General features: G+C 63.6%; 16 protein-coding genes. 14 read left to right on the forward strand and 2 right to left on the reverse strand.

Features of this window, described 5'->3' with window-relative positions:
* The first annotated feature begins 47 nt into the window (after positions 1-47).
* The 3 genes from rpmE (at position 48) to KFB96_RS16640 (ending at position 3,063) form a co-directional block, all read left to right on the forward strand.
* Positions 48-248: a 50S ribosomal protein L31 gene (rpmE, locus tag KFB96_RS16630; RefSeq protein ID WP_093192065.1), complete on the forward strand. Its 201-nt coding sequence runs from the start codon at positions 48-50 to the stop codon at positions 246-248.
* Between the two features lie 366 nt (positions 249-614).
* Positions 615-1,553: a malate dehydrogenase gene (gene mdh / locus KFB96_RS16635; RefSeq protein ID WP_213457282.1), complete on the forward strand. Its 939-nt coding sequence runs from the start codon at positions 615-617 to the stop codon at positions 1,551-1,553.
* Positions 1,554-1,767: 214 nt separating this feature from the next.
* Positions 1,768-3,063, forward strand: coding sequence for a citrate synthase (locus KFB96_RS16640; protein ID WP_213457280.1), 1,296 nt, complete (start codon positions 1,768-1,770; stop codon positions 3,061-3,063).
* A gap of 27 nt (positions 3,064-3,090) precedes the next feature.
* On the opposite strand, the gene KFB96_RS16645 is transcribed toward KFB96_RS16640, so the two are convergent.
* Entirely contained in the window at positions 3,091-3,699 is a 609-nt protein-coding gene (locus tag KFB96_RS16645) for a hypothetical protein (RefSeq protein ID WP_213457278.1), read from the reverse strand.
* A gap of 290 nt (positions 3,700-3,989) precedes the next feature.
* Between KFB96_RS16645 and pilM the strand changes: the two genes are divergently transcribed.
* The 11 genes from pilM to KFB96_RS16700 all read left to right on the forward strand — a co-directional run bounded on the left by pilM (position 3,990) and on the right by KFB96_RS16700 (position 20,274).
* Entirely contained in the window at positions 3,990-5,075 is a 1,086-nt protein-coding gene (gene pilM, locus KFB96_RS16650; RefSeq protein WP_213457276.1) for a type IV pilus assembly protein PilM, read from the forward strand.
* Complete coding sequence (locus KFB96_RS16655; protein WP_213457274.1) at positions 5,076-5,693, forward strand: PilN domain-containing protein; 618 nt, start codon at positions 5,076-5,078, stop codon at positions 5,691-5,693. It begins immediately after the preceding gene.
* 22 nt (positions 5,694-5,715) lie between these two features.
* On the forward strand, positions 5,716-6,321 hold the full coding sequence (locus KFB96_RS16660; RefSeq protein WP_213457272.1) for a type 4a pilus biogenesis protein PilO: 606 nt from the start codon (positions 5,716-5,718) through the stop codon (positions 6,319-6,321).
* Positions 6,318-6,848, forward strand: coding sequence for a pilus assembly protein PilP (locus KFB96_RS16665; RefSeq protein ID WP_300970414.1), 531 nt, complete (start codon positions 6,318-6,320; stop codon positions 6,846-6,848). Before KFB96_RS16660 ends, KFB96_RS16665 begins: the two co-directional genes overlap by 4 nt.
* Positions 6,849-6,867: 19 nt before the next feature.
* Entirely contained in the window at positions 6,868-9,189 is a 2,322-nt protein-coding gene (gene pilQ, locus KFB96_RS16670; RefSeq protein ID WP_213457270.1) for a type IV pilus secretin PilQ, read from the forward strand.
* Between the two features lie 354 nt (positions 9,190-9,543).
* The gene (gene aroK, locus KFB96_RS16675; RefSeq protein WP_093034165.1) at positions 9,544-10,068 is read left to right on the forward strand and encodes a shikimate kinase AroK; all 525 of its coding nucleotides are present in this window, start codon (positions 9,544-9,546) and stop codon (positions 10,066-10,068) included.
* A gap of 182 nt (positions 10,069-10,250) precedes the next feature.
* Positions 10,251-11,333, forward strand: coding sequence for a 3-dehydroquinate synthase (gene aroB, locus KFB96_RS16680; protein ID WP_213457268.1), 1,083 nt, complete (start codon positions 10,251-10,253; stop codon positions 11,331-11,333).
* A gap of 431 nt (positions 11,334-11,764) precedes the next feature.
* Entirely contained in the window at positions 11,765-16,420 is a 4,656-nt protein-coding gene (gltB, locus tag KFB96_RS16685; RefSeq protein WP_213457266.1) for a glutamate synthase large subunit, read from the forward strand.
* Positions 16,413-17,879, forward strand: coding sequence for a glutamate synthase subunit beta (locus tag KFB96_RS16690; RefSeq protein WP_213457264.1), 1,467 nt, complete (start codon positions 16,413-16,415; stop codon positions 17,877-17,879). The genes gltB and KFB96_RS16690 overlap by 8 nt, the downstream gene beginning before the upstream one ends.
* 93 nt (positions 17,880-17,972) lie before the next feature.
* Positions 17,973-19,211, forward strand: a complete 1,239-nt coding sequence (locus KFB96_RS16695; protein ID WP_213457262.1) for a PilT/PilU family type 4a pilus ATPase — start codon at positions 17,973-17,975, stop codon at positions 19,209-19,211.
* A gap of 7 nt (positions 19,212-19,218) precedes the next feature.
* Positions 19,219-20,274: a PilT/PilU family type 4a pilus ATPase gene (locus KFB96_RS16700; RefSeq protein WP_213457260.1), complete on the forward strand. Its 1,056-nt coding sequence runs from the start codon at positions 19,219-19,221 to the stop codon at positions 20,272-20,274.
* Between the two features lie 31 nt (positions 20,275-20,305).
* Here the strand turns inward: KFB96_RS16700 and gspD are convergent, their stop codons facing one another.
* Positions 20,306-22,489 carry a type II secretion system secretin GspD gene (gene gspD, locus KFB96_RS16705; protein ID WP_300970415.1) on the reverse strand — a complete coding sequence of 728 codons (2,184 nt, stop codon included), beginning with the start codon at positions 22,487-22,489 and terminating at the stop codon, positions 20,306-20,308.
* Positions 22,490-22,505 lie beyond the last annotated feature (16 nt).

Here is a 22,505-nt window from a genome sequence, read left to right on the forward strand (position 1 = left end):
TGATTTTTCAGCGCCCGATCGGGGCCAATGCCAACGCCAGGGTCATCATGAAAGAAGGAATCCATCCCAACTACGCCGACGTCAAGGTGGTCTGCAGCTGCGGTAACGAGTTTACGACCCGCTCAACCTTGGGCAAGGAGATGCACGTCGAGGTTTGCTCCTCTTGCCATCCCTTCTACACCGGCAAGCAAAAGGTCCTCGACACCGCCGGGCGCGTCGACAAGTTCAGGCGCAAATACGCGCGCTGATGCGCTTGCACCGGGCGCTCCCCGCCCGGCGCATCCCGGCTCGTCGACCGAGCCCCCTCCCCCGAGCGTGACGCTCAGCTGTCTCGGATATGCCGCTTGGTGCATCCGCGCTACTCGACTATCCCGCACGAGCACGATCCCGCGCAGCCGCGGATTGCGCGGGTATCTGCTTCGGTCGAATCTCCGCTGCACAACCGGTCGATTGCCTGATCCGATCGCGCGACCCTGTGCGTGGCGGGTCACGCAAGCGACTGCCGGTGTAAGATAGGCCCCGGGGTCCAGTCCGACTGATCCCCTCGAGGCCACGGCGACGGGGCTGGTCCGCGCGACCGTGGTCAACGGACCACTGATCGGAGAAACAGTCACGTGAACAAGATCACCATCATCGGCGCTGGCCGAGTCGGCGAGACAACCGCTCAAATCCTGGCCGAGGAGGAGCTCTGTCGCGAGATCGCACTCATGGATGTTCGCGAGGGGATCCCCGAGGGGGTCGCTCTGGACATCCTTCAAATGGCCCCCTTCTTCAAGTTTGATTGCTCGATCAACGGCAGCAACGATCCGCAGATCCTCAGGGATTCCGATCTGGTCATTGTCACTGCCGGGCTTCCGCGAAAACCGGGCATGTCCCGATCGGATGTGCTCGAGGCGAATGTCCGCATCATCGACGGTGTCACCGATCAGATCATGCAGTACGCGCCCGATGCCATGGTGCTGATCGTCTCCAATCCGGTCGATACACTCACCTACCGGGTCGCCCAACGCACCGGCTGGGACCGCAATCGGGTCTTCGGACAGGCCGGTGTGCTCGACGCCTCGCGCATGGCCAGCTTCATCGCTCAGGAAACCGGTTTTTCGGCGCTCGATATCACGACCATGGTGCTCGGCGGACACGGCGACACGATGGTGCCCGTGCCGCGTTTTTGCACCATCAACGGGATCCCGATCGCGCACTTCATCTCCGAGGAGCGTATCGCGGCCATCATGGAGCGCACCCGCCAAGGCGGCGCCGAGATCCTTGCCTTGCGAAAAACGTCGAGCGCCTACGACGCGCCCGGGGCCGCGGTTGCGGCGATGGTCGACGCCATCGTCAACAATCGCCGGCGGCTGCTCTCCTGTGTCGCGATGCTCGAAGGTGAATACGGCGAGAGCGACATCGCGATGGGCGTCCCCTGCGTCCTCGGCGAGCGGGGCATGGAGTCGATCGTCGAGCTGGATCTGAATGCGCGCGAACGCGCGGACTTCGACAGTTCGGCGAGCGCGGTGCGCGCCGACATCGAACGCCTGCGCAGCCTGTCCCTGTCATGACGTTGGGCCGATAATTGCTTAGGTCCTTCGAGCTCACCGGCGCCGCGTCGATGCGTCGTGTTCGAAACCGCAGCGCGGATCGGCACCCACGGATCATGTCGCGACCACCCCGGCACATCGACCTTGCTTGTCGTGACGCCGTCGTCGAGACTCGAGACCAATAGACCAACGCCGGACGGGGCGCGACGCCCCGAAGACGGCCAGGAGCGAGCTTATGGCGAACCAAACGATCACCATCACCAACAACGTCACGGGAGAGCGCTTCGATTTCCCGTTACGCTCCGGCAGCGTCGGCCCGTCGGCCGCGGATATCTCCTCGCTCTACAAGGAGGCCGGGATCTTCACCTACGACCCCGGCTTCATGTCCACCGCCAGCTGTCACAGCGCCATCACCTACATCGACGGCGAGGACGGGATCCTGCTCTATCGGGGCTATCCGATCGAGCAGCTGGCGACCAAGGCGAGTTTTCTGGAGGTCGCCTATCTCCTTCTATACGGCGAGCTGCCTGTGGAAAAGGAGTTGGTCGGGTTCGAAAAGCTGATCACCCGCCACACCATGCTCAATGAAAACCTGAAGGATTTCCTCAACGGTTTTCATTACGACGCACATCCCATGGCGATCCTGATCGGCGTCGTCGGATCCCTCTCCGCCTTCTATCACGACTCGCTCAGCGTCAACGACGCACGCCACCGCGAGATCTCGGCGCATCGTCTGATCGCAAAGCTCCCGACCATCGCTGCCGCGGCCTACAAGCACAGCATCGGCGAGCCGATCATGTATCCACGCAACGACTTGCGGTATTGCGCGAACTTTCTGCACATGATGTTCGCCACGCCCTGCGAGGTCTACAAGCCGACATTGATCGCCGAGAAGGCGATGAATCTGCTGTTCATTCTCCATGCCGACCATGAGCAGAACGCCAGCACCTCGACGGTGCGCCTCGCCGGGAGCTCCGGCGCGAATCCCTTCGCCTGCGTCGCGGCGGGCATCGCCTCGCTGTGGGGCCCGGCGCACGGGGGGGCGAACGAGGCCGTCTTGGACATGCTCCATGAGATCGGGGATGTCAAGAATGTGCAGCGCTACATGGAAAAGGCCAAGGACAAGGACGACCCGTTTCGTCTCATGGGTTTCGGACATCGGGTCTACAAGAACTACGATCCGCGCGCGAAGATCATTCGCGAGGTCTGCCATCAGGTCCTCGAAGAGCTCGCCGACACCAACAACCCCTTGTTTGAATTGGCGATGAAGCTGGAAGAGATCGCGCTCAGCGACGCGTATTTCGTCGAGCGGAAACTCTATCCGAACGTCGACTTTTATTCCGGAATCATCTACCAGGCGCTCGGGATACCGCGCAACATGTTCACTGTCATGTTCGCGGTCGCGCGCACGGTTGGCTGGGTATCCCATTGGATGGAAATGATGTCCGACCCCAACAACCGTATCGGCCGCCCCCGCCAGATCTACCATGGCCCCACCCAGAGGGACTATCTGCCGATTTCCAAGCGATAGAGAAGCCCCGCTTCGACGAGCGTTCTTTCAGCCGCCCATCGAGACGAGACGAGCCACCTCGTGACGATCCGCCCCGCGCTGCGGGCGCTCGGTCACCGGATCCAAAGGGGGGTTGCGCAAGGCCCGTCGCGGCAGCACCGTCAGCTCGACCGGCAGCTCCCCGGCCATGAAGCGAAAGACCGGATGAACGCAGCGCACGCCGCCGGGATAGCGCATCGATCGCTCGGCCTCGCGCCAGGGAATATGCAGCTCGAGCAGCGTGAAGATCACGTCTTCGGTGCGGTCTGCAAACAGCAACAGCTCGATGCCCGACCCGCAGCCGAGTGCACCGCTGAGAGCGCCGCCGATCAACCGCGGCGTGAAGGGGTCGAGCTGCTCCATCGCTTCGAGGGCCGCGGTCCGGAGGCGTTGCAACGCCTCCTCGTCGGCCCGGCCCATAAAGAGCCGACGCTGCGCGAGAACCGCGTCCTGCACCGCCGCGTTGCTCGGCCAATGACGCCGATCCGGCACTCCGATGCGTTCGGCCGCCTTCCGTCTGGCCCTGTCGTAATCCTCCATGCCTTGGTCGAGGACGATGCGAGCGGCCTCGTAGGCAAGTCGCTCGCGCTGGGCATCGATCCGTTCTCTCGTCGGCATGGCGTACCTCACTCACTTGCGCCCGGAATCGGTGCATCCTTCATGCGCTCAAACCCCGCGCATCGGCGTGGGGGGTGTCTATAATGGGGCCTAGTCAACGCTCGTCCCCAAGGCGGGTTTCGAGCGCCCCCGGCGAGGCCCCCCCGGCGGTTCGGGGACGCGCGCGGCGAGCCGAATTAAACCGCGCCGGCTCCGACAGTCGTCGGAGCCGGCGCGGCCAAGCCACTCCAACACATGACGCATAGCGCACCGGGCGCGGTTTAGAGCGGAAATCACCTGACGAAATGGCGATGTTCGGCCTCAGCAGCAAAATAAAACCCCTCATCGGGATCGATGTCAGCTCGACGGCGATCAAGCTCATCGAGCTGTCGCGATTGCCCGTGCAGACCGCCGCGACGTTTCGGGTGGAGCATTTCGCGATCGAGCCGCTTCCGCCGGGTGCCCTGATCGAGAAGAAGATCGCGGATGTCGATCGTGTGGCCGCGACCATCCGCAAGGCCGTCGGCAGCACCGGAACGCGCGCGAAACGCGCGGCGGTCGCCGTGGCCGGCTCGGCGGTGATCACCAAGGTGATTGCCATGGCCGGAACCCTCAGCGACGCCGAGATGGAGAACCAGATCCAGCTCGAAGCGGATCAATACATTCCCTATCCGTTGGAAGAGGTCAATCTCGACTTCCAGATCGTGGGCCCGACGAAGGGCAATCCATCGATGGTGGACGTGCTGTTGGTCGCCTCGCGTCAAGAGAACGTCGACGACCGGGTGGGCGTGCTGGAGGCGGCCGGTTTGACACCGGCCGTCGTCGATGTCGAGGCCTATGCGATGGAGAACGCCTGCTCACTGATCCTCGCCGAAGAAGCACAGGACCGGACCGAGCTCGAGGCTACTCGAACAGTCGCCGTGGCCGACGTCGGTGCCGCGACGACGACCTTGCATGTTATACACGAAGGGCAGATCGTCTATACCCGCGAGCAGAATTTCGGAGGCCAACAACTGCTCGACGAGGTCCAACGCCGCTACAGCCTGTCGCGCGAGGTGGCTCTAGGCAAGATCCTCGACGGCGACGTTGCGGAGGGCTACGAGACCGACGTGCTCGGACCCTTCAAGGAGGCATTGGCACAACAGATCGGGCGGGCGCTGCAGTTCTTTTATTCCGGGACCAGCTTCAATCGCGTCGATCGGCTCCTGCTTGCCGGTCGACCGGCAAGCATCCCGGGGATCGATCTGCTGATGGCCGAGCGTCTGAAACTGCCGGCCGCTGTCGCCAACCCCTTTCGTCGCATGTCGATCTCCCCGAACATCAACAGCCAGGAGTTGATGCGGGAGGCGCCCGGAATGATGGTCGCCGTCGGACTGGCCCTGCGAGGGTTCGACTAGATGACACGCATCAACCTCCTGCCTTGGCGGGAAGAGGCGCGGCAACGGCGACGCAAGGAATTTGCGGCCGCGGGAGGTCTTGCGCTGGTCTTCACGCTGCTTCTGGCGGTGTTGGTCCACCTGCAGATCGAAGGGAGGATCGGCGATCAGCTGGCTCGAAACCAGCTCATGGAGGGCGAGATCGCTCAATTGGATCGTCAGATCAAGGAAATTCAGGATCTCGAGAAGATCAAGGCGGATCTCCTGTCGCGCATGGAGATCATCCAAGAGCTTCAGGAGAGCCGCCCGGAGATCGTACGGCTGTTCGACGAGCTGGTGGTCGCGATTCCCGACGGAGTCTATCTCACCAAGCTCGAGCAGAACGGACGCGCCGTCGTTGTCGAAGGGCGTGCCCAGTCCAACGCGCGGGTCTCGGCCTTCATGCGAAGCATCGAGGCATCGCAGTGGATCGGCAGACCTCGTCTGCTCTTGATCGAGGACAAAACCAGGACCGGCCTGAGCCAGTTTCGGTTGGCCTTCGATCAGGTCAGCCCCGCGGCAAGCCCGGCATCGACGCAAACGGGCGCCCCGGAGAACAGAACGTCTGGGATGCGGCTCATGGCCGACAGTCGCCGATGACGAGCCGCGCGGAGATCTCCCGATGGACTTGAGCGAGCTCAACCAACTCGATCTCAACAGCGTCGGCGAGTGGCCGATCGCGGTGAAGGTGATTGCGATCCTGCTTGCCTGCATCGCCTTGGGCGGCGCGGTCTTCTATTTCGATACGCAGGAGCAGTTGAGTCGACTCGATCGCGCCGAGGCGACCGAGCGGGATCTGCGCGCGGCGTTCGAGACCAAGCAGCGCAAGGCGGCCAATCTGGAGGAGTATCGTCAGCAGATCGAGGAGATGAAGGAGTCCTTCGGGGCGATGCTCCGACAGCTTCCGAACCGAACCGAGGTCGCTTCGCTCTTGGTCGATGTCTCTCAAACCGGGCTCGCCGCGGGGCTCGAGTTCGAGCTGTTTCAACCGGGCAGCGAGCAGGGCAAGGACTTTTACGCCGAGCTGCCGATCCAGATCCGCGTCACCGGCAGCTATCACGACTTCGGGCGCTTCGTCAGCGGGCTGGCCTCCTTGCCGCGCATCGTGACCGTCCACGACACCAGGATCAGCGATGCCGGCGGCACGACCGGCAGCGGGGCGGCGAAGCTGTCGTTGCAGGCGACCGTGAAGACCTACCGCTATCTCGACGAGGACGCCGAACAGTGAGCCGGCGACTGCGCTCAGCCTGCGTACGCGGGTCGATGGTCTTGTTGGCGTTGCTCGTGTGGGGGTGCGATCGCACCGAGACGCAGGAGCTGCGGGCCTACGTCGACGAGGTCAAGGCGCGCCCGCCGAGGCCGATCGAGCCCTTGCCCGAGATCCAACCGGTCGAGGCCTTTTTCTTCGAGCCCGACGGACGCCGGGATCCGTTCGTGATCGACACGCAAACCGCCGCGGCGGCCAGGACGGACGACAGTCTCGCCCCGGATCCGCTTCGACCCAAAGAAGAGCTCGAGAGCTATCCCTTGGATGCGCTGCGCATGGTGGGTACGGTCCAGCAGCAAGAGACCCGATGGGCCTTGGTTCGAACGCGCGAAGGTTTGGTCTATCGCGTGCGGGTCGGGAATTATCTCGGAATGAACAACGGACAGATCGTGGACATCACCGACGACACCGTCCGGTTGACGGAGATCGTCTCCGAGATCCCCGGCGATTGGCGCGAACGTTCCGCCGAGCTCAAACTCACCCCGTGACAGGCAGAGGCATGCCGCGATGAACAGCCCCTATCGACCGAGCCCGCACGGATCACGCGGCATCCTCCGACGGGTGCTCCGGTACGCGGCCCTGCTCGGGTTGTTCATCGGCGCGGCGAACGTGGCCGCCGTCGATCTCACCGACGTTCAGTTCGCGGCACAGCCGGGGAATCGCGTCGAGATCCAGCTCCTCTTCTCCGGATCGGTCAGCGCACCGCAGACCTTCGACACCCTGTCTCCAGCGCGGATCGCGCTGGACTTCGAGGGCGTTGCGAACCGACTCGAGCGCAGGGCCGTTCCGATCGGCGTCGGTCCCGTCCATAGCCTGGTCGCGGTAGCGGCGAGCGATCGTACCCGTATCGTGATCAATCTGAACGATTCGGTCCCGTACCGCGTGACGACCGAGGGCAATCGCGTGCGCGTGGACATCGACGCACGGAATGAGCCGGACGCGGCACGACCCGCGTCACCGGCACCCGCTGCCGCGCGGACACAGGCCCGGGCGCCGGCTTCGGCGCCGTGGGATCGCCCCACCTCCGACGGCGGCGCGGCCCCAGGCCCGAGTGTTCGCGACATCGATTTTCGTCGAGGTCCCGAGGGCGAGGGGCGAGTCCTGATCAAGCTCCCGAACGCGACCACCCGCGTCACCGTGCGGGAGCAGGGGAGCCGCGTTTTCGTCGACATCATCGACGCGGCCTTGCCTCAGCGCCTGTTTCGACGACTCGACGTCGTGGACTTCGCCACGCCGGTCGTGGCGATCGAGTCTCGGCCCAAGGGACGCAATGTCGAGGTCAATGTCCAGACCGGCAGCGACTTCGAGTACATGGCCTACCAAACCGACGACCTCTTCACCTTGGAGCTGCGACCGCTGACGTCCGCCGAAAAGGAGCGACTTGCGCGCGAAAAGGTCGTCTACGACGGGGAGCGACTCTCGCTGAATTTTCAAGACATCGAGGTCCGGGCGGTTCTCCAACTGCTCGCCGATTTCACCGATCTGAACCTGGTGGCCAGCGACTCGGTGGCCGGAAATATCACCTTGCGCCTGAAGAATGTCCCCTGGGATCAGGCGCTCGACATCATCCTCAAGACCAAGAATCTGACCAAGCGCCAGGACGGCAATGTCATCATGGTCGGCCCCTTCGACGAGATCGTCGGGCACGAAGAGCGCACCCTGACGGCGGATCAGCGCCTCGAGGAGCTGGCGCCGATCCGTTCGGAGTTCATTCCGGTCAAGTTCGCCAAGGCGGCCGAGATCGCCAGCTTCATCCGGGGTGCATCCAGCTTGCAGTCGAGCGTTACCGCACAAGGGCGCAGTACCCCGATCGGCCGCGACAGCCGAACCTTGGATCGCACCGTGAGCGAATCCACCAAAGACTCGATCCTGACACCCGGGCGCGGCAGTGTGACCTTCGACGAGCGCACCAATACCCTGCTGGTCATGGATACCTCCGCGCGTCTGGACCAGATCCGCGAAATCGTCGCGCGTCTGGACATCCCGGTCCGGCAGGTCATGATCGAGTCGCGGGTGGTCATTGCCAACAACGACTTCGCGCGGGATCTGGGCGTACGCTTCGGTCTCGCGACATCGATGGGCGCCTTGTACAACAACGAGATGCTGATCGGCGGCGGACTACCCGGCAATCTGGTCGGACGCGGCAACTATGACGCCGGACCCTTCGGGCTCAACACCGCCGGCCAACCGAACAACGCGATCATCCTCAATCCGGTCGGTGAGAATCCGGCCCCCTCCCTATTGGTAAACCTCCCGGCGACGAACCCGGCGGGTGCGGTGAACTTCCTGATCGGCAAGGTCGGATCCTATCTACTTCAGTTGGAGCTCTCGGCGATGCAACGCGAGGGACGCGGCGAGGTGATCTCGAGTCCGCGCGTCATCACCTCCGATCAGAAGCAGGCGAGGATCGAGGTGGGCAAGGAGATCCCGTACGCAATTGTTGTCGAACAGGGCGCAACGCCAGAAACCGACTTCAAAAAAGCCGTCCTCAGCTTGACGGTAACTCCAGCGATCACTCCGGACGACCGCATCATTATGGACTTGATCGTCACGAAAGATGAGCCGGATTTCAGTGAGGTCGTCCTCGGGCAACCAACCATAAATACACGCGAGATCGAAACACGGGTCCTGGTCGACAACGGCGAAACCGTCGTCTTGGGCGGTGTTTACGAGCGTACCAAGATCTTTGCCAAGGAGCAGGTTCCGTGGATCGGCGATGTCCCGGTCCTCGGGCGACTCTTCAAGCGCGAGGCTCGCGAGGACAACAACTCCGAGCTCCTGATCTTCGTCACGCCCAAGATCCTCAAGGGCGACCTGGTTGGAAACTAGTGGAGCCGTGCAGAGATTCCGAGACCGTCCGCGATTATTATGTCGTTGTCGTTGTCGTTGTCGTTGTCGTAATCCTGGTCGTATCGATGGTCGACAACGACAACGACAACGACAACGAACGGTCTCACATCTGCCGTGCTGCACTCGCGGAGCCCGCCCCGTCGAGCGGCAACCTCAACCCGCAGTGAATACTCGATGGAGCTCGGAGGGGTTGCGGTTGATCTCGCGTTGTCTCGATCGGGCCGTGATCGAGCGCTCCGGCGTTCGTTCCGCGCTCGCGTCGTCTTCCATACCGCGCTTGGGTCGGGCATCGTTGCCCTTGCCCGCGCGCCGAAAATCTGGCATACCTTTCCTATGATGCGCGCACAGAACATTTTTATCGTCGGGCCGATGGGCGCCGGCAAGAGTACCGTCGGACGGCAGCTCGCCGAGACGCTGTCCTACACCTTCAAAGACAGCGATCAGGAGATCCAGCGCCGCACGGGCGTGGACATCCCGACCATCTTCGAGTTCGAGGGCGAAACGGGCTTTCGTGCCCGCGAGCGCCAAGTCATCGAGGAGCTGGTGAGCGAGGAGCGGATCGTGCTCGCGACCGGCGGCGGGGTCATCTTGTCGGCGGAGAATCGTCAAGACCTCGCGGCGCGCGGCGTCGTCATCTATCTGCATTGCAGTCCCGAACAGCAGTATGCCCGTACCGCTCGCGACCGAAATCGCCCCTTGCTGGACACGGAGGATCCGCTCGCGAAACTGCGCGAGCTGATGGAGGAGCGCGAGCCGCTCTATCGCCAGGTCGCCGATATGGTCGTTTCGACCGAAAAGCGCGGCACCAGCTCGGTGGTAAAGGAGATCTCTCGACGCTTGGAGTCCGAAGAGATCTAGACCGCGTCCCGAGGAAACCCTCGATGTTGATCGGATGAGTGCCTTCACCCCACACCGACGCGGCGCACAGGGTTCAGGATGCCCTGACGGATTCGCTCCCGATGCCGCCCTGGTTCACCCGCTCCCCGAACACCTCGACGTGAGCACCGCTCGCGTCGAGGCAGCATGATCGGAGAAACGCCATGACCTGGAGCCTCACCGTTGCCCTCGGGGCGCGCGCTTATCCCATCCACATCGGATCCGGCCTGCTCTCGGATCCGGATCTCTACCGGCCGCATCTGCTCGGCTCGCAGGTCATGATCGTGACCAACGAGACGGTTGCACCGCTGTATCTGGAACCGGTTCGCTCGGCGCTGGAGGGTTATCAGGTCGGCGAGGTGGTGCTGCCCGACGGCGAGCAGTACAAGACGATGGAGGTCTGGAACCGGATCTTCGATGCCTTGCTCCAGGCGCGTTTCGGGCGCGATTGCACCCTGGTGGCGCTCGGCGGAGGCGTGGTGGGCGACATGACGGGGTTCGCCGCCGCCTGTTATCAGCGCGGGGTCGGCTTCATCCAGGTGCCCACGACCCTGCTGGCACAGGTCGACTCCTCGGTCGGCGGCAAGACCGGCATCAATCATCCGGCCGGGAAGAACATGATCGGGGCCTTCCACCAGCCTCGGGCGGTGATCGCAGACACCTCGACCTTGGCGACATTGCCGCAGCGCGAGCTCTCGGCCGGGCTGGCCGAGGTCTTGAAGTACGGGCTCATCCGCGACCCGATCTTCCTCGCCTGGCTCGAAACGCACATGGCCGAGCTGCTCGCCCGCGATCCCGATGCCTTGGCCTACATCATCCGCCGCTCCTGCGAGATCAAGGCGGAGATCGTCGCCGAAGACGAGCTCGAGGCCGGGCAGCGTGCCCTGCTCAACCTCGGGCACACCTTCGGGCACGCCATCGAGACCGCAACCGGTTACGGCACCTGGCTTCACGGGGAGGCGGTCGGGGTCGGAATCTGCATGGCAGCCGATCTCTCCGCCCGCATGGGTTGGCTCACCGACGTGGATCTCGAGCGGGTCCGCCGCCTCGTGGCCAGCGCGGGCCTTCCTGTTGCCGCCCCGAACGATCTGTCCGCCGATCGCTTTCTCGAGCTTATGGCGGTCGACAAAAAGGTGCAGGACGGTCAACTGCGCCTGGTTCTTCTGCAACACCCCGGAGACGCACTGGTGACTGGCGACGTCGATCCGAACCTTCTGCGCGCGACCCTCGACGCCGCGGCCTCCTAGGACCGCGTTCTCTTGCACTCGTTTGGGGTGGCTCGGACGCCTCGCGCACGACGGTGGTGCGCCCTGCGTCCGGTCGGGCTCGCCCGAGCGGCCGATACGAGAAAGCCTTCGCAGAGGGATGAACGACCGCGGTTTCGGTACGCTGAGACCGAGAACGGCGGTGTCGAGCGCACTCGGTGAGGACGCAGTTGATTTCGGGAGATGTGGCACAGCATCTGCTGAGCCGGTATGCTTTGGGGTTTTGCGGTGACCCGGCCAAGATCGTCGTCTCTCCTGCTCGATGGAAAACGACGTCTCCCGTTCGGGATGACGACACGATTGTGATGTCGGGCCTCGGTTGCGACAATCACACACAGGTTTGAAGGTGTAAGCGCGCGGGTCGCGACTGCACAATCCCCGGCAACATGTTTTTCGTATCAGCGAGGTCAATCATGAGCCTTCGTGCCTATCCGCCCGCACAGGGTCTCTATGACCCGAACAACGAACGCGATTCCTGCGGGGTCGGCTTCGTCTGCAACATCAAGAACACCAAGAGCCACGCGATCGTCCGGCAAGGGCTGGAGATCCTGGAGCGTCTTGCCCACCGCGGTGCGGTCGGCGCGGATCCCAAGGCCGGCGACGGTGCCGGCATCCTGGTGCAGATCCCGGACGCCTTTCTGCGCGCGCAGGTCTCGTTCGACCTCCCGCCGGTCGGCGAGTACGGCGTCGGCATGGTGTTTCTGCCCCGCGACGCGGATGCGCGCGGCTTGATGCAGGACATCATCGATCGCCACGTGCGCGAAGGCGGTCAACGGGTACTGGGTTGGCGGGATGTTCCGGTCGACAACAGCGATCTGGGCAAGAGCGTGCTCCCGACCGAGCCCCTCGTCCAGCAGGTGTTCATCGCCCGCGGCGAGAGCTGTGCCGATCAGGACGCCTTCGAGCGCAAGCTCTTCGTGATCCGCAAGCGGATGGACAACGAGATCCGCGGCTCCGGATACGATCAGACCTCCTACTACACCGCATCGCTGTCCTCGCGCACGCTCAACTACAAGGGCATGCTGCTCGCCGACCAGGTCGGCAACTATTATCTGGATCTCTCCGACGAGCGCTTCGAATCCGCCATCGCGCTGGTCCATCAACGCTTCTCGACCAATACCTTCCCGACTTGGGATCTGGCGCAGCCGTTCCGCATGATCTGCCACAACGGCGAGATCAACACCCTGCGCGGCAACGTCAACTGGATGGCCGCGCGCCGACACACCATGCGCTCGGACATCCTCGGCGAGGACCTCGACACCATCTGGCCCCTGATCCCGGAAGGCCAGTCGGACTCCGCGTGCTTCGACAATGCCCTCGAGCTGCTGGTGATGGGCGGCTACTCGCTCGCGCACGCCATGATGGTGCTGATCCCCGAGGCGTGGACCGGCAACCGCTTGATGGACGAGAAGCGCCGCGCCTTCTACGAATATCACACGGCCTTGATGGAGCCCTGGGACGGTCCCGCAGCGGTCGCCTTCACGGACGGGCGCCAGATCGGCGCGACGCTGGATCGCAACGGTCTACGTCCGGCGCGCTACCTGGTCACCAAAGACGACATGGTCGTGATGGCCTCCGAGATGGGCGTGCTCGACATCGCCGAGGAGCGCATCGTCAAGAAGTGGCGTCTGCAGCCCGGCAAGATGCTCCTGATCGATCTGGAGCAAGGCCGCATCATCGACGATGCCGAGATCAAGACCCAGCTCGCCGAGGCCAAACCCTACGGCGAATGGCTCAAGAAGACGCAGATCCGACTCGACGAGCTGCCGACGAGTGTCGGACCCATGTCGCCGGACGATGCCACCCTGTTGGACGCACAGCAGGCCTTCGGCTACACCCAGGAAGACATCAAGTTCCTCTTGAGCCCGATGGTCCTCACGGGTCAAGAGGCGGTCGGCTCGATGGGTGCGGATAATCCGCCGTCGGTGCTTTCGAGCCGACCCAAGCATCTCTCCAGCTACTTCAAGCAAAATTTCGCGCAGGTCACCAATCCGCCGATCGACCCGATCCGCGAAGAGCTGGTGATGTCGCTGGTGTGCATGATCGGGCCGCGTCCGAACCTGCTGGGGATCAACGAGGCCGGCAAGCACTGGCGTTTGGAGACCCCGCAGCCGGTGTTGACCAACCAAGACCTGGAGCGGATTCGGCACATCGAGTACAGCGCCGGGGCGGCGTTCAGGACCCGTACGCTCGACATGGTCTACCCGGCGACCGAGGGCGCGCAAGGCATGGGCGCGGCGCTCGATCGCCTGTGCGAGCAGGCCGAGCAGGCGGTCTTGGCCGGCTACAACATCCTGATCCTCTCCGATCGCAACACCAATCTCGACCACATTCCGATCCCGGCGCTGCTCGCCACCTCCTCGGTGCACCACCATCTGATCCGACGCGGCCTGCGCACCAGCTCGGGCATCGTGGTCGAGACCGGTGCGGCCTTGGAAGTACACCACTTCGCCACGCTGGCCGGCTACGGCGCGGAGGCGATCAACCCCTATCTCGCCTTCGATACGATTCAGTCGCTGCTGCCGCACCTCGCCGAGCCACTGACCTTCGAAGAGGCCCAGAAGCGCTACATCAAGGCGGTCGGCAAGGGGCTGCTCAAGGTCATGTCGAAGATGGGCATCTCGATGCTCGAGTCCTATTGCGGGGCGCAGATCTTCGATGCGATCGGGCTGAACACGCCCTTCATCCAGCGCTACTTCACCGGCACCCAAACGAAGGTGGAAGGGATCGGTCTGAAGGAGGTCGCCGAGGAGGCGGTGCGCTGGCACGGGCAAGCCTACGGGCGCGAGCAGATCTACCGCAAACATCTGGATGTCGGCGGGGATTACGCCTATCGACTGCGCGGCGAGGATCATGTCTGGACCCCCGAGACCATCTCGAAGCTGCAGCACGCGACCCGCGCGAAGAACTTCGAGACCTTCGGCGAATATTCACGCCTGATCAACGACCAGTCCGAGCGGCTCCTGACCTTGCGCGGCCTCATGGAGCTGAAGCTCGCGCCCGAGCCGATCCCGATCGAGGAGGTCGAGCCGGCCAGCGCCATCGTCAAACGCTTTGCGACCGGCGCCATGTCCTTCGGCTCCATCTCGCCCGAGGCCCATTCCACACTCGCCAAGGCGATGAACGCCATCGGCGGAAAGTCCAACACGGGTGAAGGCGGCGAGGAGCCCGAGCGCTTCCAGCCGTTGCCCGACGGCTCGCCGAACCCGGAACGCTCGGCCATCAAGCAGGTCGCTTCGGGCCGTTTCGGCGTCACGACCGAGTACTTGGTGAGCGCGGACGACATCCAGATCAAGATCGCGCAGGGTGCCAAGCCGGGTGAAGGCGGCCAGCTGCCGGGCCATAAGGTGAGCCCGCAGATCGCCAGGGTCCGTCATTCCACGCCCGGTGTCGGACTCATCTCCCCGCCGCCGCATCACGATATCTACTCGATCGAGGATCTGGCGCAGCTCATCCACGATCTGAAGAACGTCAACCCGAAGGCCCGCATCTCGGTCAAGCTGGTCTCCGAGGTGGGCGTCGGGACGGTTGCCGCGGGCGTCTCCAAGGCCCACGCGGACCACGTCACCATTGCCGGCTATGACGGAGGCACGGGCGCCAGCCCGCTGACCTCCATCAAGCATGCGGGCTCGCCTTGGGAGATCGGTCTGGCCGAGACCCATCAGACGCTGGTGCTCAACCGGTTGCGCGGGCGTATCGCGGTTCAGGTCGACGGGGGCATGCGCACCGGTCGGGACGTGGTGATCGGGGCCTTGCTCGGGGCCGACGAGTTCGGTTTCGCGACCGCGCCCTTGATCGTCGAGGGCTGCATCATGATGCGCAAGTGTCATCTGAATACCTGTCCGGTGGGTGTCGCGACGCAGGATCCGGAGCTGCGCAGGCGCTTTACGGGACAGCCCGAGCATGTGATCAACTTCTTCTTCTTCGTGGCCGAAGAGGTCCGTCAGTTGATGGCCAAGCTCGGCTTCCGTACCTTGAACGAGATGATCGGCCACTCGGAACGCCTGGAGATGCGGCGCGCGATCTCGCACTGGAAGGCCCGAGGTCTGGATTTCTCGCGTCTGCTGGCGCGCCCGGACGTCGGTGCGGACGTGGCGGTCTACAACAGCGAGCGCCAGGATCACGGCATCGACAAGGCGCTCGATCACGAGCTGATCCGTCAGGCCGAGCCGGCACTCGCGCGCCGCGAGCCCGTGCGGATCGAGACCGCGATCAGGAACTACAACCGCTGTTTCGGCGCCATGCTGTCGGGTCGGGTTGCCGAGCGCTTCGGGCATGCCGGGTTATCCGAAGACACCATCTACATCAAGGCCAAGGGCACGGGCGGTCAGTCCTTCGGCGCCTGGGTGGCCGCGGGCGTCACGATCGAGCTCGAGGGCGAGGCCAACGACTATGTCGGCAAGGGTCTTTCGGGCGGACGGCTCATCATCTATCCTCCGGCCGAATCCGCCATCGAGCGCGCCGAAGACAACATCATCGTCGGCAATACCGTGCTGTACGGTGCGATCAGCGGCGAGTGCTTCTTCCGGGGTGTGGCGGGCGAGCGCTTCTGTGTGCGCAACTCCGGGGCCATCGCCGTGGTCGAAGGCGTCGGCGATCACGGGTGCGAGTACATGACGGGCGGTATCGCCGTCGTGCTCGGTCCGACGGGGCGAAACTTCGCGGCAGGGATGTCCGGCGGTGTCGCCTATGTCCTGGATGAGGACGGTACCTTTGCCGATCGCTGCAATCTGGCGATGGTCGAGCTCGAGCCGATCACGATGGAAGACGACATCCTCGAGGCGCTCGACCACCAGGGCGGCGACCTCGAGACCCACGGTCTCGTGGATCTCAGTCAGGACATGAGCCGTTACGATGCCGCGCGGCTCAAGCAGCTCGTCGTGAACCACCGGCACTACACCAACTCTGACGTGGCGCGACGGATCCTCGACGATTGGGAACACTATCGCACACGGTTCGTCAAGGTCATGCCGGTCGATTATCGCCGGGCGCTTGAAACCATGCAGACGCGCCAAAGCCGTCCGCCACAGACGATCAAGCAGTCGAAGGGGATTGTGGATCATGGGTAAGCCAACCGGATTCATTGAATTCGACCGACGCGACCGGCGCTATCAGCCGGCCGCCGATCGCGTCGTGCACTACAACGAGTTCGTGATCCCGATGGCGGATCGCGAGGTCAGCGAGCAAGGTGCCCGCTGCATGGATTGCGGAATTCCCTTTTGTCATCAGGGTTGCCCCGTCGACAATCTCATCCCGGACTGGAACGACCTGGTCTATCGAGATGATTGGCAGGCCGCGATCGACGTCCTGCACTCGACCAACAACTTTCCGGAGTTCACCGGACGCATCTGCCCCGCACCCTGCGAGGCCGCGTGCACCCTGAATCTGAACGACACGCCGGTCGCCATCAAGACGATCGAATGCGCCATCGTCGACAAGGCCTGGCAGGAAGGCTGGATCAAGCCGTTGGTCCCGGAGCGACGCACCGGCAAGCGCGTCGCCGTGGTCGGCTCCGGCCCGGCCGGTCTGGCAACCGCCCAGCAGCTTGCGCGTGCAGGCCATCAGGTGCACCTGTTCGAGAAGGCGGATCGCATCGGCGGGCTGTTGCGCTACGGCATCCCCGATTTCAAGCTGAGCAAGTCGCTGATCGATCGGCGGATGGCGCAGATGCGGACCGAAGGCGTCGAGTTTCACACCAACGCCCATATCGGAGTGGACATTCCGGTCGAGCGGTTGCGCGAGGAGTACGACGCCGTGGTCCTCGCCGGCGGGTCGGAGAAGCCGCGTGATCTGGAGGTGCCCGGGCGCGAGTTGTCCGGGATCCATTTCGCGATGGACTTCTTGACGCGCAACAGCAAGCGCGTGCAGGGCTCTTACGTCCCCGAGGACGATTTCATCAGCGCCCACGGCAAGCATGTCGTCGTGATCGGGGGCGGGGATACCGGCTCGGACTGTATCGGAACATCCAACCGACACGGTGCAAAATCCGTCACTCAGATCGAGATCCTGGACAAACCGCCGGAGAAGGAAGACAAGGGATTGACCTGGCCGGATTGGCCGAACCGACTGCGCACCTCCAGCTCCCAGGAAGAGGGCTGCGAACGGCTGTGGAACGTCGCATCCAAGGCGTTCGTCGGCGACGAGAACGGCCGCGTCAAGGGACTAAGCTTCGAGCTGGTGCGCTGGGAGCGCACCGACGGCGGGCGTTGGCAGATGCAGCCGGTCCCGGAGAGCGTCGGCGAGCTCAAGGCCGACCTGGTGCTGTTGGCCATGGGCTTCGTGCATCCCGTCCATGAAGGCATGATCGACGAGCTGCGCGAGAACGCCGGCCTCGCGATGGATCCGCGCGGCAACATCAAGGGCACCACGGATGGCCCCGCCGCCTATCACACCTCAGTCGATGGTGTCTTTTGCGCCGGAGACATGCGACGCGGTCAGTCGCTCGTGGTGTGGGCCATCCGCGAAGGCCGTCAGTGCGCAAGGGCGGTGGACGAGTGGTTGATGGGCCGCTCCGATCTGGCCCGCTGATATTCTTTTAGATCGCGGAGCGGCTCGGATTCGGTCGGGCCGCTCTGCGTCTCCTCATGAAGGCCGCGTCGCGTCGAGAGGGCGAGATTAGAGATGGATCGTCAGCAAGCCGCCCATTTCATGCTCGATTGTCTGCGCAAGATGATGGCCAAAAAGGGGTCGGACCTCTTCGTCTCCGCGGGTTTTCCGCCGGCCTGCAAGATCGACGGGCGCATGACGCCCATCAGCGAGCAAGCCTTGACCTCCGCCCAGACCAACGTGCTGGTGCGCTCCATCATGAACGACCGGCAGATTCGCGACTTCGACGCCTCCAAGGAGTGCAATTTCGCGATCAGCCCGCAGTCGATCGGTCGGTTTCGGGTCAACGCCTTCATCCAGCAAGGTCATTGCGGCGCGGTCCTGCGCACCATCAATGCGACCATCCCGGAGCTCGACGGACTCGCGCTTCCCCCGGTGTTGAAGGACATCGTGATGGGCGAGCGCGGCCTGGTGTTGGTCGTCGGCGGCACGGGCTCCGGAAAATCGACGTCGCTCGCGGCCATGCTGGGTCATCGCAACGAACACAGCTACGGACATATCATCACGATCGAGGACCCGGTCGAGTACGTCCATCCCCACCGCCATTGTCTCATCACCCAGCGCGAGGTCGGCGTCGATACCGAGAGCTGGGAAATCGCGCTGATGAATACGCTGCGCCAGGCGCCCGATGTCATCCTGATCGGCGAGATCCGCAGCCGAGAGACGATGGAGCATGCCATCAACTTCTCCGAAACCGGCCATCTGTGCCTCTCCACACTCCATGCCAACAACGCCAACCAGGCCCTCGACCGCATCATCAATCTGTTTCCCGAGGAGCGGCGTGCTCAGTTGCTGATGGATCTTTCCCTGAATCTCAAGGCGGTGATCTCGCAACGTCTATTGCCCTGCACCGACGGTGGTCGCATCGCCGCAGTCGAGGTCTTGATCAACACGCCCTTGATCCAGGATCTGATCTTCAAGGGCGATGTCGGGTCCATCAAGGCGATCATGAAGCGCTCGCGCGAGCAGGGCATGCAGACCTTCGACATGTCGCTCTTCGATCTTTACGAGGCCGGGAAGATCAGCTACGAGGATGCGTTGCGCAGCGCCGATTCCATGAACGAGCTTCGCTTGGCGATCAAGTTGGAGGGCCACGAAGCCCAGGGCAGGGATCCCTTCGCCGAGACGGACGGACTGACCATTCTCGGGGACGACGATGGCGATTCGTTCGACTCGACCCTGTTCAGCGAGACTCTGACGAGCTCCACGATGATCGACGGATTGCCTGGTTCGGACCGCGGGCGAAAATCTTAGAGTCGCAATGGACATCAACCCTTATCTCGAGATGATGATTCGACACAAGGCGTCGGATCTCTTTTTCGTGCCCGGAGCACCGGCCAAGATCAAGATCGAAGGGGTGATCCGCTCGATCGGCGAGACCCCTTTGACGGCGACCTTTTGTCGGGAGGCGATTGCTTCCCTGCTCGATGCGGACCAGGAGCGCGAGCTCGCGGAGTCGCTCGAGCTCGATTTCGCCGTCGCGTTGGAGGATCGTGGACGCTTTCGGGTCAACGCCTATCATCAGCGCGGACACCGGGCGATGGTCCTGCGCTACATCCGAAGCACCATCCCGACCCCCGAGGAGTTGGATCTACCCCCGGTGTTGAGCCAATTGGTCATGCACAAGCGGGGGATCATCCTCATGGTCGGCGCGACGGGCTCCGGCAAGTCCACGACACTCGCCGCGATGATCGGCCATCGCAATTGCACGGCGCCGGGTCACATCATCACCATCGAGGACCCGATCGAGTTCGTGCATCCCCACCAGCAATGCATCGTCAGTCAACGCGAGCTCGGGCTGGATACCAAGGACTACCGGCGGGCGCTGAAGAGTGCACTGCGCGAGGCGCCCGATGTCATCCTGATCGGCGAGATCCGGACCCGCGAAACCATGGAGGCGGCGATCGAGCTGGCCGGGACGGGTCATTTGGCCATCTCGACCCTGCACGCCAACAATGCCTATCAGGCGATGGAGCGGATCGTCAACTTGTTTCCGCATGAGATGCACAAGACGCTCTACACCGACCTCTCGGCCTATATGCGCGCCATCGTCTCGCAACGCCTGGTCCGCACCACCACCGGTGCGCGCTGTGCGGCCATCGAGATCCTAGTCAACACGCCGCACATCGCAGATCTCATTCGAGACGGGCACATCGAGTCGATCGAGGAGGCGATGCAGGGACACGGCGAGGAGGGGACAACCACCTTCGACGAGGCGCTTTTGAAGCTCTACCACAAGGGATCCATCACCTTGGATGAGGCACTCACCAACGCGGACTCGGCCCCCAACCTCGAGGCCAAGATCAACTTCGGGTGATGACGGCACTGCCGCACGCGAGCGGAGCCGATCAGAACTTCATCTGAAGACCGCGGACCTTGTTGCGGAAGTCGCGGGTGACCGTCTCGGCGTCACGGTCGCTTGCGATCACCTTCGGCGTCAAAACAACCACGAGCTCGGTCCTTCTGGAGACCTTGGAGCGCTGCCCGAACAGCGGCCCGGCGAAGGGGAGATTGTAGAGCCCGGGGACGCCTTGATTGCCGTCGCTTCGTTCGTTTTGAATCAGGCCGCCGAGCACCACGGCCTGGTTGGAGCGCACGGCAACCGAGCTGGTGATGTTGCGTGTCGAGAAGGTCGGCGAGTCCAGTGCCGAGCCGCCGCTGCCGGCCGCGTCGACCGTGCTGACCTCCTGCTCGATCTCCATCTGCACCAGACCGCCGGGGGTGACCCGTGGTTTCACCGACAGCATCACGCCCGTGGGCCGATATTCGATGGTGTTGACGACCCGATCGTTGTTCGTCAGACCCTGCTGCTGGCTGGTTGCGATCGGGACCTCTTTACCGACCTGAATCTTCGCCGTCTGATTGTCCAAGACCATCACCGACGGGGACGACAGGACGTTGATCAGGTTGTCCTGCGCCAAGGCGCTCAGGGTCGCGCGGATGGTATCCGGCCGGCTGATGACGGCCCAGTTGAAGCCGGGGAAGCTCAGACCGACGCTGGTGTCGAGCGTATTGCCCGAGCCCAGGGTAAATTGGCTGCGCTGGTCCTCGGTTGCGAGTCCGAAGAGATTCCACTGCACCCCGTACTTGAGATTGCCCTCCAGGCTGATCTCCACGATGGTGGCCTCGACCAAGACCTGCAGCGGCAGGATATCCAACTGTTTGAGTGCGTCGAGGATCTTCTTGTAGTCCCTCGGGCTCGACCTGACCAGCAGCGAATTGTTGGTCGCGTCGGCAACGATACTGACCGGCGAGGACAGCTCGATCTCGCGCGAAGAGCTGCGACGCGGTGCCGACTGCCCGCCGACGCCTCCGCCGTCCGCCCCGCCGTCGCCCGTCGAGCCGATCGAGGAGCCGCCCAATCCGGGCGCAACACCGCCGACGGACGACGATCGCTGCGACCCCTCCCCCCCAAAGAGTTGGGAGAGGGTGTCGGCAAGATTCTCCGCATCGCCGTGGCGCACCCGATAGACGAAGAGGCGCTCGGCGGCATCGCCGGTCGCCTCGGCCATGTCGAGGCGCTCGATCCAATTGCTGGCCTGTTGGAGATAGCTGGCTTGAGGAGACACCACCAGCACCGCGTTGGCGCTCTCGACCGGGACGAACCTGAACACACCCTTGAGCGGGTTGCTGCCTTCGTCGCCCAACAGCGTCTGAAGCTGGGTCACGACCTCGTTGGCCTTGGCGTACTCCAGGACAAAGAAGCCGACGGAGAGCCCCGCCATCCAGTCGACATCGAAGACGCGGATGGTGTCGAGCAGGTTGCCCATTTCCGGACTGGTCCCGGCGATTACGACCAGATTGCGGAGGTTGTCGACACGAATCACGCTCCCTTCGGGTGCCAGCGGCTGGAGGATATTGCTCATCTCCTCCGCACCGATGTATTGCAGGGGCACGACCTGAACGCTGTAGCCTTCGGGGAGGGCTCGACCGGACTCGCCGAGCTGGGGAACCACGCGACCCTGAACGGCATTCGCGAGCGGAACCACCTCGTAGGTGCCGCCCGAGTAGACGATGGCGGCGTTGTTCATGCGCAGGAGTGTTTCGAGGGTCGGGATCAGGTGGTCGCGCCGCAGCGGGCGACCGGTCTGCAACGAAGTGACACCCTGCACCGCGGGATGCAGAACATAGTTCACCTGCAGGAGATCGCCGAGGATGACCTTGACGACCTCGCGGATGTCTGTCCCGTCGAAGTTCAGGGTGACGTCGCCCGGGGTGGTGTCGACGCTGGGCGGTGATATCTCGCGGACAAAGGTCCCGGTACCGCGCTGGAGTGACTCGACGGCGGGACCGCGCGCGTCCTCTTCGCCCAAGGCGATGCTCATTGCTTCGGTCGTGCCCGGCGAGATCATGCCGCGGCCTCCGCCCTGCAGGGCGCGGGTCCCGTCATCTCCCATGTCGTCGATTCGGACCGTGGGATCCCAGTAGGCGCGCTCGCACGCCGTGGAGACGACCGCAACGATCAAGAGGGCGGCGAGTCGAGGCAGGTGACCGGCGAGCGACCGGGCACCGAAATGGCGCGATGGGTCCATCGATATCGTGCTCGAG

The sequence above is a fragment of the Thiocapsa sp. genome (assembly GCF_018399035.1).
Classification (GTDB): Bacteria; Pseudomonadota; Gammaproteobacteria; order Chromatiales; family Chromatiaceae; genus Thiocapsa.

What these genes read in the sequence shown, in the direction of transcription:
- rpmE (WP_093192065.1), top strand. Translation starts at nt 48, where the DNA reads ATGAAAGAAGGAATCCATCCCAACTACGCCGACGTCAAGGTGGTCTGC.
- KFB96_RS16640 (WP_213457280.1), top strand. Translation starts at nt 1,768, where the DNA reads ATGGCGAACCAAACGATCACCATCACCAACAACGTCACGGGAGAGCGC.
- KFB96_RS16645 (WP_213457278.1), bottom strand. Translation starts at nt 3,699, where the DNA reads ATGCCGACGAGAGAACGGATCGATGCCCAGCGCGAGCGACTTGCCTAC.
- pilM (WP_213457276.1), top strand. Translation starts at nt 3,990, where the DNA reads ATGTTCGGCCTCAGCAGCAAAATAAAACCCCTCATCGGGATCGATGTC.
- KFB96_RS16655 (WP_213457274.1), top strand. Translation starts at nt 5,076, where the DNA reads ATGACACGCATCAACCTCCTGCCTTGGCGGGAAGAGGCGCGGCAACGG.
- KFB96_RS16660 (WP_213457272.1), top strand. Translation starts at nt 5,716, where the DNA reads ATGGACTTGAGCGAGCTCAACCAACTCGATCTCAACAGCGTCGGCGAG.
- pilQ (WP_213457270.1), top strand. Translation starts at nt 6,868, where the DNA reads ATGAACAGCCCCTATCGACCGAGCCCGCACGGATCACGCGGCATCCTC.
- aroK (WP_093034165.1), top strand. Translation starts at nt 9,544, where the DNA reads ATGATGCGCGCACAGAACATTTTTATCGTCGGGCCGATGGGCGCCGGC.
- aroB (WP_213457268.1), top strand. Translation starts at nt 10,251, where the DNA reads ATGACCTGGAGCCTCACCGTTGCCCTCGGGGCGCGCGCTTATCCCATC.
- gltB (WP_213457266.1), top strand. Translation starts at nt 11,765, where the DNA reads ATGAGCCTTCGTGCCTATCCGCCCGCACAGGGTCTCTATGACCCGAAC.
- KFB96_RS16690 (WP_213457264.1), top strand. Translation starts at nt 16,413, where the DNA reads ATGGGTAAGCCAACCGGATTCATTGAATTCGACCGACGCGACCGGCGC.
- KFB96_RS16695 (WP_213457262.1), top strand. Translation starts at nt 17,973, where the DNA reads ATGGATCGTCAGCAAGCCGCCCATTTCATGCTCGATTGTCTGCGCAAG.
- KFB96_RS16700 (WP_213457260.1), top strand. Translation starts at nt 19,219, where the DNA reads ATGGACATCAACCCTTATCTCGAGATGATGATTCGACACAAGGCGTCG.
- gspD (WP_300970415.1), bottom strand. Translation starts at nt 22,489, where the DNA reads ATGGACCCATCGCGCCATTTCGGTGCCCGGTCGCTCGCCGGTCACCTG.